The sequence below is a fragment of the Paraburkholderia phymatum genome (genome assembly GCF_038900715.1).
Lineage (GTDB): Bacteria > Pseudomonadota > Gammaproteobacteria > Burkholderiales > Burkholderiaceae > Paraburkholderia > Paraburkholderia phymatum_A.
Genome location: NZ_JAYMRZ010000007.1, coordinates 179,317 through 193,638 on the forward strand (window position 1 = coordinate 179,317; position 14,322 = coordinate 193,638).

General features: G+C 64.8%; 13 protein-coding genes. 9 read left to right on the forward strand and 4 right to left on the reverse strand.

Annotated elements, in window-relative coordinates:
- Positions 1–15: 15 nt before the first annotated feature.
- Positions 16–981, reverse strand: a complete 966-nt coding sequence (locus VSR68_RS15510) for a LysR family transcriptional regulator (RefSeq protein WP_342940690.1) — start codon at positions 979–981, stop codon at positions 16–18.
- A 294-nt stretch (positions 982–1,275) separates the two neighbouring features.
- On the opposite strand from VSR68_RS15510, the gene VSR68_RS15515 reads away from it, so the two are divergent.
- A complete protein-coding gene (locus tag VSR68_RS15515; RefSeq protein WP_342940691.1) occupies positions 1,276–1,623 on the forward strand; it encodes a DUF3564 family protein in 348 nt (115 codons plus the stop codon).
- A gap of 135 nt (positions 1,624–1,758) precedes the next feature.
- Here VSR68_RS15515 and katE read toward each other — a convergent pair whose 3' ends face one another.
- On the reverse strand, positions 1,759–3,867 hold the full coding sequence (katE, locus tag VSR68_RS15520; RefSeq protein ID WP_342940692.1) for a catalase HPII: 2,109 nt from the start codon (positions 3,865–3,867) through the stop codon (positions 1,759–1,761).
- Between the two features lie 446 nt (positions 3,868–4,313).
- Here katE and VSR68_RS15525 point away from each other — a divergent pair, with 446 nt between their 5' ends.
- From VSR68_RS15525 to VSR68_RS15540, 4 genes are all read left to right on the forward strand, one after another.
- Positions 4,314–4,715: a hypothetical protein gene (locus VSR68_RS15525; protein WP_342940693.1), complete on the forward strand. Its 402-nt coding sequence runs from the start codon at positions 4,314–4,316 to the stop codon at positions 4,713–4,715.
- Between the two features lie 264 nt (positions 4,716–4,979).
- On the forward strand, positions 4,980–6,083 hold the full coding sequence (locus VSR68_RS15530; protein ID WP_342940694.1) for a ligase-associated DNA damage response exonuclease: 1,104 nt from the start codon (positions 4,980–4,982) through the stop codon (positions 6,081–6,083).
- Positions 6,080–7,771 carry an ATP-dependent DNA ligase gene (locus VSR68_RS15535; RefSeq protein ID WP_342940695.1) on the forward strand — a complete coding sequence of 564 codons (1,692 nt, stop codon included), beginning with the start codon at positions 6,080–6,082 and terminating at the stop codon, positions 7,769–7,771. Before VSR68_RS15530 ends, VSR68_RS15535 begins: the two co-directional genes overlap by 4 nt.
- A 102-nt stretch (positions 7,772–7,873) precedes the next feature.
- The gene (locus VSR68_RS15540) at positions 7,874–8,455 is read left to right on the forward strand and encodes a TetR/AcrR family transcriptional regulator (protein ID WP_342940696.1); all 582 of its coding nucleotides are present in this window, start codon (positions 7,874–7,876) and stop codon (positions 8,453–8,455) included.
- Positions 8,456–8,556: 101 nt separating this feature from the next.
- Here the strand turns inward: VSR68_RS15540 and VSR68_RS15545 are convergent, their stop codons facing one another.
- On the reverse strand, positions 8,557–9,342 hold the full coding sequence (locus VSR68_RS15545) for a class I SAM-dependent methyltransferase (protein ID WP_342940697.1): 786 nt from the start codon (positions 9,340–9,342) through the stop codon (positions 8,557–8,559).
- Between the two features lie 217 nt (positions 9,343–9,559).
- On the opposite strand from VSR68_RS15545, the gene VSR68_RS15550 reads away from it, so the two are divergent.
- Together VSR68_RS15550 and VSR68_RS15555 are read left to right on the forward strand one after the other, a co-directional pair.
- The gene (locus VSR68_RS15550) at positions 9,560–9,886 is read left to right on the forward strand and encodes a DUF190 domain-containing protein (RefSeq protein ID WP_342940698.1); all 327 of its coding nucleotides are present in this window, start codon (positions 9,560–9,562) and stop codon (positions 9,884–9,886) included.
- Between the two features lie 149 nt (positions 9,887–10,035).
- Positions 10,036–10,425 (forward strand): hypothetical protein, encoded by a 390-nt coding sequence (locus VSR68_RS15555; protein ID WP_342940699.1) that lies wholly within the window; start codon positions 10,036–10,038, stop codon positions 10,423–10,425.
- A gap of 184 nt (positions 10,426–10,609) precedes the next feature.
- Here VSR68_RS15555 and VSR68_RS15560 read toward each other — a convergent pair whose 3' ends face one another.
- Entirely contained in the window at positions 10,610–10,921 is a 312-nt protein-coding gene (locus VSR68_RS15560) for a hypothetical protein (protein ID WP_342940700.1), read from the reverse strand.
- A gap of 239 nt (positions 10,922–11,160) precedes the next feature.
- Here VSR68_RS15560 and VSR68_RS15565 point away from each other — a divergent pair, with 239 nt between their 5' ends.
- Together VSR68_RS15565 and VSR68_RS15570 are read left to right on the forward strand one after the other, a co-directional pair.
- The gene (locus VSR68_RS15565; RefSeq protein ID WP_342940701.1) at positions 11,161–11,973 is read left to right on the forward strand and encodes an SDR family oxidoreductase; all 813 of its coding nucleotides are present in this window, start codon (positions 11,161–11,163) and stop codon (positions 11,971–11,973) included.
- An 84-nt stretch (positions 11,974–12,057) separates the two neighbouring features.
- Positions 12,058–13,470, forward strand: a complete 1,413-nt coding sequence (locus tag VSR68_RS15570) for an MFS transporter (protein WP_342940702.1) — start codon at positions 12,058–12,060, stop codon at positions 13,468–13,470.
- Positions 13,471–14,322 lie beyond the last annotated feature (852 nt).

Genomic DNA, 14,322 nt, shown 5'->3' on the forward strand with positions numbered 1-14,322 from the left:
GTACCTGGGTATCCTCTATTGGTCGGCCAGTTCTTCGCCGACGCTCTTGATGTCGTCGTCATCGGGGACGATGCCGAGCGCCCTGTCCCATTGCGGCTCGCGCAGATAACGCGCGCGCAGGAAGTCGACGAACGCCTTCACCTTCGCGGTCGAGCGATGCGACGCGGGGTACACGGCCGACAGCCACAACGGCGGCGCCGCGTAGTCGGGCAACACGCGTTCGAGCCGGCGCTCGAGCAGATCGGCTGCGGCGACCATCGTCGGCAGATAGACGACGCCCGCGCCCGCGCGCGCGAACTCCAGCAGCAGATGCACGCTATTCGTTTTCAGCACCGGATTCAGCGCGATCTCGAAGCATTCGTTGCCCTTCATCAGCGGCCACTTGTCGCCCCACGGATAGTACGAGTAGCGCGCGAAGTCGTGCCGCAGCAGATCGAGCGGCGTCTCGATCACGGGCTCTTCCTTCAGGTAGCCGGGCGCCGCGCACAGCACGCCTCGCACGGGAAAGAGCCTTCTTTCGACGAGCAGGTTCGATGCGGGCGGATAGATCTGCAACGCGAGATCGAAGCCTTCCTGCACGGGGTCGATCACGCGGTCGTTGACGGTCACGACGAACTCGATGCGCGGATGCTTCTCGCGAAACTCGATCAGCGCCTGCGAGAAATGCCCGAGCGCGAAGCCGGGCAGCACGTGGACATTGAGCGTGCCCGCGAGCGACTCGTGCTGCTCGATCGAGCGGCCCGACAGATCGTGGACCTTGTTGACGAGTTCGGCGCACTCGCGATAGTACGTCTCGCCGATCTCCGACAGACGCACGGCGCGCGTCGAGCGATGAAAGAGCGGCACGCCGAAGTGCTCTTCGAGTTGCTTCACGCGCGAGGTGACGACGGATTTCGCCACGCCGAGCTGGCGCGCGGCGCTCGCGAAACTCTGGGCCTCGGCGGCCCGCACGAACGCCTCCATCGACATGAAAAGATCCATGCTGTCTCCTGACCTTATGGCCAGACCGTCGCTCCATTGCTGCGATGCACGACGGCCCACCCTTTCTGATAGACAAAGTGTACGTTTTTTTGCGCAACGGATCGCCTGAGGTGCCCGGTTCAAGGCGCCGCGTAAAAACGATCACGGCGCTTGCACTTTGTACAGATGCGACGCGCGCGCCATCCGGCACGCCGTGCCGCGCAGCCTTGCTGCAACGCAATCGCATGCGTCATCCGCTTCCTGGAACAGGCGTTGCTTGAAACGGCGAAAGCCATTGGCTTGACAGGAGGCTACATGCGTCTGTCGATCCTGATCAATACGTCCGACCCGACCGTCAACCACGACTACGCGGTGCTGTGGCTCGATACGCTGAGCCACGCGTGGACGTCGCACGATCGGCGCGGCGTCGAGTTGCCGTCGTCGGGCGAGATGCGCGAGGACGGGCACATCGTCTCGCTGTGCGCGCGCGGCGCGGACCAGCCGCTCGTGACGCTGTACGGCGTGCGCGTCGACCGGCACGGCAACATGACGTCGGCGCAAGGCCAGGCGACGTGGATCTCACACCCGCGCGCCGATCCCGTCGCGGGCTTCTGGCGCTTGCAGGCCGTCGAGCGAGAGCAGTCGCGCGCAACGCGCCGGTAGTGCTCGCGCGCGTGTGTCGGATCGCGCGTCTGCCGGATACGAATACCGTTGATTGAAAATCGGAGCGCCGTTGCTGCAACAGTCACAGCAACGGCGCGTTACTTCGAACGCGCGCTCAAACCGCGCCGATGTCCATCAAGCCGGCACCGATTCCGCCAGCTTTCTGCGCGACCACACGCGATGTTGGCCGACCGCATCGATGAACGGCTTGAGCACTGCATCGACGTCATCGCCCATCGACACGCCATCGGCCTTGTCAGGCAGATGCGCTGCGTTCAGCAGTTCCTTGCCCGCGCCGAGCGCCGCGATCGCCTTCAGATGCCTGAACGCTTCGAGCACGAAGTGGCGCGCGTCGCCCGATTGCGTGAGCGTCTTCGCGCCCTGCTCGCCGCCGCAGATCACGACGCCGTCGAACATGACCGACGGCATGCCGGCGATCGTCGCATCGGGGTTCATGCCGTCGATTGCGGCGAGCGTCGGCGCGATCAAGAGCGGCGTCGCGCCTTGCGCCTTCAACGCGGACTGCACGCTCTTGATGGCCGCGCCGTCGCTGCCCGCCGCGGCGACCATGGCGATCTTGCGCGTCTTGACGCCGGGCTTCACGCGATTGAGCAGGCTCAACGCAGGCGAAGGCGTCTGCTTGCCGGCCGCACGCGCGCCCTTGCCCGGCTTCGGCAGACCGAGACCTTCGGCCACCGTCGCCGCGAGATCCGCATCGAAATTCGCGAGGATTTCGTTGACGACGCGCGCGCGAATCTCGGGCTTCGTCACCTTGCCGAGTTCGAACTGGTACGCGAGCGCGATATGTTCTTTCTCGACGTCGCTCATGCTTTGATAAAAGAGCGCGGCCTGCGAGAAGTGATCGGCGAACGACTCGCTGCGCACGCGGATCTTCGTGCCTTCCATCGGTTCGGGAAAGCTCTCGAAGCCGCCGTCGGCCACGGATGGCTTCGTTTCGACGGGCCAATCGTCGTTCAGCGAGTTGGGCTGATACGACGCCTGTCCGACGTTGATCGTCTGCCGATGCATGCCGTCGCGCTGGTTGTTCACGTTCGGGCTGATGGGACGGTTGATCGGAATCTCGTGGAAGTTCGGGCCGCCCAGGCGGCTGATCTGCGTATCGGTGTATGAGAAGAGGCGCCCTTGCAGCAGCGGGTCGTTCGTGAAATCGATGCCCGGCACGATGTGGCCAGGATGAAACGCGACCTGTTCGGTTTCGGCGAAGAAGTTGTCCGGGTTCCGGTTCAGCGTCATCTTGCCGATGATCTTCACGGGTACGATTTCCTCGGGCACGATCTTGGTCGGGTCGAGCAGATCGAAGCCGAACGAATCCTGATCCTTCTCTTCGATGATCTGCACGCCGAGCTCGAACTCCGGATAGTCGCCGCGCTCGATCGCTTCCCACAGATCGCGCCGATGAAAGTCCGGGTCCTTGCCCGCGAGCTTTTGCGCTTCGTCCCACAGCAGCGAATACGAGCCGAGCACAGGGCGCCAATGCAGCTTCACGAGACGCATCACGCCCTTCGCGTTGACGAAGCGGAACGTATGCACGCCGAAGCCTTCCATCGTCCGCAGGCTGCGTGGAATCGCGCGATCGGACATCGTCCACAGCACCATGTGCGTGGACTCGGGCACGAGCGATACGAAGTCCCAGAACGTATCGTGCGCCGATCCGCCCGTCGGCATTTCATTCGGCGCTTCCGGCTTCACCGCGTGCACGAAGTCGGGAAACTTGATCGCATCCTGAATGAAGAACACGGGCATGTTGTTGCCGACGAGATCGTAGACGCCTTCCGACGTGTAGAACTTCGTCGCGAAGCCGCGCACGTCGCGCACGGTATCGGCGGAACCGCGCGGCCCCTGCACCGTGGAAAAGCGCACATACACGGGCGTTTGCACAGACGGGTCCTGCAAAAAGGCCGCTTTCGTGTATTCGGCCATCGACTCGTAGACCTGAAACACGCCATGCGCCGCCGACCCGCGCGCGTGCACGATACGCTCCGGAATGCGCTCGTGATCGAAGTGCGTGATTTTTTCACGCATGATGAAATCTTCGAGCAGGGACGGACCACGCGCGCCCGCGCGCAACGTGTTCTGGTTATCCGCGATCTTGACGCCCTGGTTCGTGCGCAGCGCTTCGTTCTGCGGCCGCGCGCGCGAGCGTTCGAGGTCCTGCGACTTCCGGTCTGCCGCCGGCCCCGAGGGCTGTCCGTTGCGCGGCTTGCTCGTGGACTTGCTTGTCATCGGTCTGACTCCTTGCATGAGTGAATCGCGCGGCGACGGCTCGGCGTGCGCGCGCATCAGCAATCGAGTCGCGCAAGCAATGTTCCTGGGAGTGGTGGGGCCTTCATCGGGTGTTCATTGGGTGTTCATTGGGTGTTCATCGGCCCTTTCATCGGCCCTTTCATCGGCCCTTTCATTGGCCCTTTCATTGGCCCTTTCATTGGCCCTTTCATTGGCCCTTTCATTGGCCCTTTCATCGGCCCTTTCATCGGCCCTTTCATTGGCCCTTTCATCGGCTCGTCATCGAGCCTTTCGTTTGATCTTTCGTCGACGACGCCGCGTGCATGTGGCACGCGATACGCGCATGCGCAACGGCACTGCGCGGCACAGGGTTTGCGCAATCAAAGGTACGGGCGGGTCGACAGCACCGACTCGGAATGATCAATCCAACCTCTGGAGGTTAGACGATGAAAACCACGACGAAGAAGGTACTTGCTACTGCCCTGATCATGGCCCTATCCGGCGGCGTGTATGCGCAGGCAGGCGGCGGTGGCGGTAACGGAAGCGCGGGTGCAGGCGGCGGCGCGGCCGGCAACGGCGTCGGCGCGGGCGGCGGCAACGCGGGCGGCGCAGGCGGCGTCGCGACACCGGGCGCGGGCGTCAACAGCATACCGCGCGGCACCACCAACGAAAGCGGCTACGGCTCGCCAGGCGTGACGGGCACAGGCGGCGGCACGGGCACCGGCACGGGCGCATCGCCGCAAGGCTCGGGCATGAACCGTTCGTACAACGGCTCGTCGAGCAACGGCACGATGTCCCAGCCGGGCACGATGCAGCAGCCGGGCAACGGCTCGCAGGGCAGCGAGTAACGGCTATCGATTCGCGATCCACGCTCGACGGATCGAACGGGCGCCCCGACGTCATGACGATGTCGGGGCGCTTCGTTTGCAGCGGCGTGTCGCGTGTGTCCCGTTGGCTCGGTCCCGTCGGCTCATCGTGCGACCCAAACCGCGCTACGATGCACTCACACCCAGTCGCGCTTGTCCGCCGATCGACGCAAATGCGCGCACGCCCTTCGCTCACGCGAGCCTCGCTGTTCGCGCGGACGATGGCGAAACAACGCGGAGACAACCTTGACTCAACCAACGGATCTGATCGTCGCGCGTCCCGAGGGCCTGTACTGCCCTCAAGGCGACTTTCATATCGATCCGTGGCAACCCGTCGAGCGCGCGGTCATCACGCACGCGCATTCGGATCACGCGCGTGCCGGGCATCGGCACTATCTCGCCGCCGAACCCGGCGCGCACGTGCTGCTATCGCGCCTGCCCGACATCTCGCTGCGAACGTTGCCGTATGGCGAGCGCATCGCGATCGGCGGCGTGCAGGTGTCGCTGCATCCGGCGGGACATGTGCTGGGCTCGGCACAGGTGCGCGTCGAATATCGCGGCGAAGTGTGGGTCGCATCGGGCGACTACAAGCTCGACCCCGATCCGACCTGCGCGCCGTTCGAAGCCGTGCGTTGCGATACGTTCATCACCGAATCCACGTTCGGTCTGCCCATCTATCGCTGGGACGCGCCGCAAGCCGTATTCGACGGCATCGATAGCTGGTGGCGTCACAACGCGGCGACGGGCCGCGCATCCGTGCTGTTCTGCTATTCGTTCGGCAAGGCGCAGCGCATTCTGGCGAGCGTCGATGCGGGCATCGGGCCGATCTTCTGCCACGGCGCCGTCGAGCCGTTGAATCGCGCGTATCGCGCGGCAGGCGTTGCGTTGCCGCCGGTGCGGCTCGTCGGCGAGATTCCCGCGCGCAACAAGGACGTGTTCCGCCAGGCGCTCGTGATCGCGCCGCCATCGGCGCAAGGCAGCGCGTGGCTGCGGCGCTTCGGCGACTATAGCGATGCGTTCGCGTCGGGCTGGATGCGTCTGCGCGGCACGCGGCGCCGACGCGGTGTCGATCGCGGCTTCGTGCTGTCCGATCATGCCGACTGGCCTGCGCTGCAAACGGCCATCGCCGCGACGGGCGCGCACCGCGTGTTCGTCACGCACGGACAGGTCGAGCCGATGGTGCGCTGGCTGCGCGAACAGGGCCTCGAAGCGGGTGCGTTCGCAACCGAATACGGCGACGACGCAGTCGAAGCCGACGCAGCCGCCGGCAACGAAGCCGGCACGGCCGGCACCGCAGACGTCGCGAGCACAACGGGCACAACGAACACAGCGGAGCGCGACACGTCATGAAGCGCTTTGCCTCGCTCTATGCGGCGCTCGACGCGACCACATCGACGCGCGACAAGCTCGATGCGCTGATCGCCTATTTCTCCGCCGCGCCGCCCGAGGACGCCGCGTGGGCCTCGTATTTCCTCGCGGGCGGCAAGCCGCGCCAGTCGGTGCCGACGCGCCTGCTCACCGAGATCGCGCGCACGCGCGCGGGCTTGCCCGAGTGGCTGTTCGAAGAGTCGTATCAGGCCGTCGGCGATCTGGCCGAGACCATCGCGCATGTGCTGCCGCCCGCCGAACGCACGTCCGAGCTCGGCCTCACGCAATGGATCGAAGAACGCATTCTGACGCTGCGCGGCGCGTCGCCCGAAACGTTGCGCGAACGGCTTCCCGCGTACTGGGGCGAGCTCGACTGGAGCGGCCGCTTTCTGTTGACGAAGCTGATCGGCGGCGGGTTTCGCGTCGGCGTCGCGCGTCAGCTCGTCGTGCGCGCGCTCGCGGATGTCGCGGGCGTCGATCACAAGCTGATCGCGCAGCGCATGGTCGGCTGGACCGATTCGAGCCAGGCGCCCGACGCCGCGCGCTATCTGCGCCTGATTGCGCCCGCGCCCGAGCGCGAGCCCGGTAAGCACGACGACACCGAGACCGCGCGCGTGCTGCACGAAAGCGAACGCGGGCTGCCGTATCCGTTCTTTCTCGCGCATCCGTTGCAAGCCGATCCGTCGACGCTCGGCGATCCTTCGTCGTGGTTCGCCGAATGGAAGTGGGACGGCATCCGCGCGCAGGTCGTGAAGCGCGATGGACGCGTGTGGATCTGGTCGCGCGGCGAAGACCTGATCACCGACCGCTTCCCCGAAGTCGTCGCGTTGGGCGAAGCGTTGCCCGATGGCTATGTGCTCGACGGCGAGATTCTCGCGTGGGAACCGGACGCGCTCGCGCCGCTGCCGTTCGCGCGGCTGCAACCGCGCATCACGCGCAAGTCGCTGACGAAGCGCGTGCTCGCGGAATCGCCCGCTGCGTTCCTCGCCTACGATCTGCTCGAAGCGAACCGCGACGATCGGCGCATGCAGCCGTTGCAGCAACGGCGCGAGCAACTCGACGCGCTCGCGGCCCGTCTCGCGAATACGCTCGCGAAGGATCTGCTGCGCGTGTCGCCTCTCGTCGTCGCGAGCGACTGGAGCGCACTTGCCGCGCTGCGCGACGAGAGCCGCGAGCGCGGCGTCGAAGGGCTGATGTTGAAGGACCGCGCGTCGATGTATGGCGTGGGCCGAACGAAAGCGTCCGGCACCTGGTGGAAGTGGAAGATCGATCCGTATTCGATCGATGCCGTGCTGATCTACGCGCAGCGCGGGCACGGACGGCGCGCGAGCCTCTACACGGATTTCACGTTCGCCGTATGGGACGAAGCCGATGGCGTGCGCACACTCGTGCCGTTCGCAAAGGCCTACTCGGGCCTCACCGACGAAGAGATGCGCGAGGTCGACGCGATCGTCCGCAGAACGACGGTCGAGAAGTTCGGCCCCGTGCGCAGCGTCACGCCGACGCTCGTGTTCGAGATCGGCTTCGAAGGCATCCAGGCGAGCCCGCGCCACAAATCGGGCGTGGCCGTGCGCTTTCCGCGCATGCTGCGCTGGCGCACCGACAAGCACATCGACGACGCCGATACGCTGACGATGCTAAAAGGCTTCATCGACGAGCACGCACGCTGATCGCGTCCACGGCAGCATGCCGGATGCGGCCTTTTGTGCATTCTAGCCATTGGTGTCAAAATAACGTTTCGAGCCATTCCACGACTGAAACTGAGGGAAAACATGGCAGGAGTTCGTCAATTCAACGAGGACGACGCGTTCGTGCATGCGCTGGACGTCTTCTGGCGCAAGGGCTATCGCGCGACGTCGATGCTGGATCTCGCCGAGGCCACGGGCGTGCAGCGCGGTTCGCTGTACAACGCATACGGCGACAAGGAAGAGATCTTCATGCGCGTGTTCGAGCGCTATGCGGAGCGTTTCGTCGCCGATGCGCGCAAGGCGCTCGACAAGCCCGATCTGCACGATGCGCTGACGTCGTTCTTCACGTTCGCAATCCGCTCGATCACGCAGGGATCGCCGACGCGCGGTTGTCTGTCGACGAAGACGGCCGTCGAGATCGAGCCGGAGTCGCCGCGTCTGCGCGAGGCCTTGCAGACCATGCTCGACGCGCTGGAGGCGGCGCTGCTGTCCGTGCTCGACACGAAGGAAGCGCGCGCACACCTGACGCTGCCGCCGCAGCAGGCGGCCAGTCTGATCGTCACGACGACGCGCGGCATCGCGGTGATGGAGCGCATCTACGGCGATCCGAAGAAACTCAGGCAGACCGCGTTCGCACTCGTCGATGCGCTCGTGCGCAAGCACTAGGCGTTGCGTTTCGTTTTATCAGGGAGCGCGTTTCGCTTCGTCTCGTGTGCATCAGGCAGCGCGTTTCGCGCCGCCCGCGCGCGCGTTATCCATCGATCCCCTCAATCAACACGCGTGGCGCGGCACGCATGGGTGACGTAGGGCATGGTCACGACATCGCGTGATGCCAGCGCAGGCTCCGATGCGATCAGCGCGCGCACCTCGCCTTCCACGTCGGCCCATTCGTCGGGCGGCAACGCGAGAATGAAGCTCGTCGAATGCACGCGCTTCACGATCACATCCTCGATGGAGCCCGTGTGCCCATGCGGCATGTGACGCTCTTCGAGTTCCGTTAAGCCTTCGAACGGGAACGCGTTGCGCCACTTGCCCGTGTGATAGCGCGGCACATCGCCCTCGCGCACGCTGACGATCGCATCGAGCCGCGCAACCCAGTCGACGCGCGCATCGCGCACGTTCCACACGAGCCCGAGATGACCGCCGGGTTTCAGCACGCGACGAATCTCGGCGAGCGCCTCGCGCATCGCGAACCAGTGGAACGACTGCGCGCAAAGCACGGCATCGACGCTGGCATCGTCGAACGGCAACGATTGCGCCGTGCCTTCGCGCACGTCGGCTTGCGGCAGTGCGGCGGCAAGCTGCGCGCGCATCTGCGCGACGGGCTCGACGGCCACCACCTGCGCGCCCGTTTCGATCAGGCGCGGCGTGAACTTGCCCGTGCCCGCGCCGAGATCGACGGCGATCTTGCCAGGCCCGAGCCCGAGATCGCCCGTCAGCCAGCCCGCCAGTTCGGACGGATAGTCGGGGCGGCCTTTCGCGTAAGTGTCCGCGCCCTTCGTATAGCCTTCCGCTGCGGCTTGGTGAACGTCATCCGTTTTCTCGTTGGTCATGTCGGCAATCCGGAGTATCGAAGCGCTTCATTGTGAACGATCCGCTCGCGCACGAGCAAATGCGCGGGCCGGCGAACACCGCGATGGATGACGCGCTGCGGCATCCGCTTGCATGCGTCGATCGCTGCAATGGCATCGCACTCGCGAGACTGTCGCGCGGGCGCACGCAGCGCGATAATGGTCTGCATCCGTCAGCGCGACGCACAGGGAGTCGGCGATGCAAGGCAGCCAGCTAACCGTCTACGCGGCTACCACCGGCCCGTGCAAGCACCACAAGAATAGCGTCGACTGGATACTCGACGAGGCGCAGCAAGCGGGACTTCACGGCGCGACGGTCATCGAAATCAGCGAATGCATCGACGTGCACGGCAAGTATCACGCCGCGCGTTTTCTCGAACTCGCTGACCAGCCGCGCGCCGTCACGCTCGCGGGCGACGACGCGCGCGTCGATGCGCTGCTCGATCGCTTGCGGCACGGCGGCGTGCCGCTCTTCTACACGCGCTGCCCAGTCGAATTCGAGGTGCTCGGCGGCGACGTTCCGTGAAAGCGCGTAATCTGCTTTACGCTGGCGCACGGACCGCACGAAGACGTGCAAACAGACGCGAACATACAGAACAGAACACGCACACGCTTTTCGGCACGCGATGCGGCGCGACAGCAGTTTCGCGCGGCGCCGATATCAGGAGAATCGCGATGAAAACAGAGCCAAGACTCTTGCACGATGTCGGACTGTTCGAAGCGGTGTTCGCATGCGTCCACGACAAGGACCCTTCCGTGCGCAAGGGCGCGATGTTCGGCTGCCCGGCTGTGTTCGTCGGCTCGCATCTGGCGTTTTGCGTGTACGGCAGCGGGATCGGCATCAAGCTGCCCGCCGAACGCGCCGCGATGCTCGTCAACGCCGGCCGCGCATTCGCGTTCCAGCCGTATGGGCGCTCGGCGATGCGCGAATGGGTCGAGATACGGATTCCGCGCGAACGGGTCGGCGAAATCGCACCTGTGCTGATCGAAGCGATCGACTACGCGCGGCATCACACCGGTCATGCGGACGGCAAGGCCTCGTCCGCTACGGCGTCGAGCGCATAGCGGATCATCGCGTGTCGCTCGCCGGAAATGCGCTGCGCGAAACGCACGGCACGGGTCATCAGACGATTCGACAGTCGATCATCGACTTCACCGAACGGGGATACCGTGCGGAATTCATCGCGCTGATGAACTGCACGGATGCCTTCGTGCAGCTTTCCCGCAAGCCTTCCATCTTGCACGGTTCTTACTGCGATGCGCCCTTGGCTCTATTCGCTCCCTCATTGGCTACCGCGTTCGCCGCCGCAGCCGCTGCGGCCACGGCCGATGCAGCAGACGCCGTCACAGCAGCGGAATTGTCGAGCTTGTCCCCACGCTTTTCGGTGATCGAGTTGTACAGGATCGTCGCAATCAGCATCCACACGGCGACGACGATAAACAAGGTGATGCCAAGCGTCTCGTTTCGCTTCTCGCGAAGGTTGTTCATGATGCACTCCGCCGGGCTCACGCCCTCTTCGACGGGCGCACCACGGTGGACGATGCCGCGCTGCAGGATCAATCAGCGCTCTTTCTCGACCACGGCAGCCCACGCGCGCAGCGCCGTCCCATGTTTGATCCATTACATCCGCGCAAAATCCCCGATGATGGGATGCCAGCAGGCCGTTCGGGCCAGTTCAGGCCAGCGCGCGCCGCGAGGCCGATGCCACGCATCGCTGCATCGCAGCGGGCGATCGCGTTATCCTGCGGGATCGCCACGGTGCCACATCGCCTTATCGTCATATGGAGAAAGGAGCCCGCATGCCGTCGCTTTTCGATCTCGATGGACGCACTGCTCTCGTGACGGGCTCGACCCGCGGCATCGGCCTTGCACTCGCCGAAGGACTCGCGCAGGCGGGCGCGCGCGTAATCATCAACGGCACGCGCGAGCAGGCCGTCGCGGATGCCGTCGCCGCGCTCAATGCGAAACTGCGCGATACGCAGCGCGCAAATGACCGCACGAGTGGCCGTGCAAACGCACCCGCGATCGGCCGCGCATTCGACGTCACCGATGAAGCCGCCGTCAGCGCCGCATTCGAGCACTGGGACAAGGAGGGCATCGACGTCGATATTCTCGTCAACAACGCGGGCATCCAGTTCCGCCAGCCGCTCGTCGACCTGAAGCTCGCCGACTGGCAGCGCGTGATCGACACGAATCTCACGGCGGCGTTCATCGTCGGCAGGGAAGCGGCGCGCCGGATGATCGCGCGCGGCGCGGGCGGCAAGATCATCAACATCGGCTCGCTGACGAGCGAAGCGGCGCGCGCGACGGTCGGCGCATACACGGCGGCCAAGGGCGGCATCAAGATGCTCACGCGCGCGATGAGCGCCGAGTGGGCCGCGCACGACATTCAGGCGAACGCGATCGGCCCCGGCTACATCCTCACCGACATGAACGCGCCCCTCGTCGCCAATGCATCGTTCGACGCGTGGGTGAAGAGCAGCAACCCCGCGCAGCGCTGGGGCAAGCCGGAAGAGCTGGTCGGCACGGCCGTCTATCTGGCATCGGCGGCATCGAGCTATGTGAACGGGCAGATCATCTACGTCGACGGCGGCTGGCTTGCCGTGTTGTAAGCCGCACCGTTGCAGCCACAACGTCGTGGCGCTCGCGGGACGGGCTATGCAATAATCAGCGGTCACTTACATCGCTCGCCGCCCGTGCCGCCTGCTATCAAGGCTTTTACCGCTCCCATCATCGTCGCCTGCGCGATGTTCATGGAGAGCGTCGATGCGAACGTCATCGTCACTGCGCTGCCGGAAATGGCGCGCGCGTTCGGCCGGGACCCCGTCACGCTGAAAATCGCCGTCACCAGCTACGTGCTCGGGCTCGGCGTGTTCATCCCCGTCTGCGGATGGCTTGCCGATCGCTTCGGCGCGCGCTCGGTGTTCCGCACCGCCATCGGCATCTTCGTTGTCGGCTCGCTGCTGTGCGCGGCGTCGACGTCGCTCGCGCCTTTCACGGTGGCGCGCTTCATTCAGGGCGTGGGGGGCGCGATGATGGTGCCCGTCGGGCGCATCATCATCTTCCGCGTCGTGGACCGCTCCGAGTACGTGCGCGCGATGAACTACCTGAGCGTACCCGCGATGCTCGGGCCCGCCGCGGGGCCGCTGCTCGGCGGCTTCATCACGACGTATCTGCACTGGCGGCTGATTTTCTTCATCAACATTCCCGTCGGCATTCTCGGCATCTGGCTCACGAACAGGTACATCCAGAACACGCGCGAGCCGCATCCCGGGCCGCTCGACTGGACGGGCTTCATTCTGTCGGCGGGCGGCGCGTCGCTGTTCCTGCTGGGGCTGTCGCTCACCGACGGCGAACTCGTGACGGGCACCACCGCTGTCGTGATGACGCTCGTCGGCGCGGCGATGCTCGGCATCTATGTGCTGTATGCACGGCGTGCCGAGCGTCCGCTGCTCGATCTGCGTTTTTTCCGCGTGCCGACGTTCCAGGCGAGCGTGCTCGGCGGATCGCTGTTTCGCATCGGACTTGGCGCCGTGCCGTTCCTGCTGCCGCTCGTGTTGCAGGAAGGGCTCGGCATGAGCGCGTTCGAGTCGGGGCTGATCACCTGCGCGTCGGCGTTCGGCGGCATCTTCATGCGCACGCTCGCGGCCACCGTGTTGCGCCGCTACGGCTTTCGCACGGTGCTGATGTACAACGCCGCCTGGTCGGGCATCGCGATTGCCGCGTGCGGCGTGTTCTTCCCAGGCACGCCGACGTGGCTCATCTGGGTCATCGTGCTGCTCGGCGGCTTCTTCCCGGCGCTGCAGTTCACGAGCCTCAATTCGATGACTTACGCCGAGATCGAAAGCCGCGACGTGGGCCGCGCGACGAGCCTCGGCAGTGTCGTGCAGCAGATTTCGCTCGGCCTCGGCGTGACGGTTGCGGGCATCGTGCTGCAGATCACGCGTGCGCTGCACGGTCATTCGACGCTGCAATGGCCGGATTTCTGGCCTGCGTTCGTGGTGGTCGGGTTGTGTTCGTTTGCGTCGATTCTCGTTACCAGGCGTTTGTCGCCGGATGCCGGCGATGAGATCGTGCGGGGCAAGCGGGAAGTGACGACGAAGGCGTAACTTTTGTCTGCGACGCTGGTTGGTTTTTTTGGCGTGCCGCCGGCATCAGCGTGTATGGTTTTTCTCTGCGACGGCTTTTTGTTTTTGGTCTTTATGGCTTGCTGCCGGCATCCGCGATGCGCCTCGCGGCGCGGGCGTTGCCCCTGTGCGGGGCGGCACCTACTTTTCTTTGCCGCCGCAAAGAAAAGTAGGCAAAAGAAAGCGGGCTAACGCCGCCCGCGCTTGACGATTACCCACAGGCTCTCAACGTCCTCATCCTTCAACCGGCAACACTCATGGCTCATGTTCGTTGCCAGCGCACTATCCGAACGCCTCACCCGCTTCATGCACCCGCGTTGCAGCCCGCGACATCGGATATCCCCGGCCCCTTCGCGGCAAACTGTGTGTAGGCATTCGCACCGCACAGAACACCCTCGCTGCGCGATGCGGCGACACGTGAGGACGTTGCCTAGTGCGACACTGCAACCTCGTTCACTACCGACATGCGGCGCTGAAACGTTCGATACCCTTAGCCATGCCACGCGTGCTTGAAGCGGGTGAGGCGTTTAGCGAGAACGTTGGCAACGAGTATGAGTTAGCACACAGCCGTGTGAATCACGGAGACGTTGAGAGCCCGTGGGTAGAGGTCAAGCATTGGCGGTGTGAGCCCGCTTTCTTTGCTTACTTTCTTTGCGGCGGCAAAGAAAGTGAGTGCCGCCCCGCACAGGGGCAACGCCCGCGCCGCGAGGCGCATCGCGGATGCCCGCGCAAAGGCAAAAAGACCAAAACAAAAGCCGTCGCAGACACAAACCGAAATCGCGGATGCCAGCGCAAGGCCAAAAACACCGACAATAGAGTGTCGCAAACAGCAAA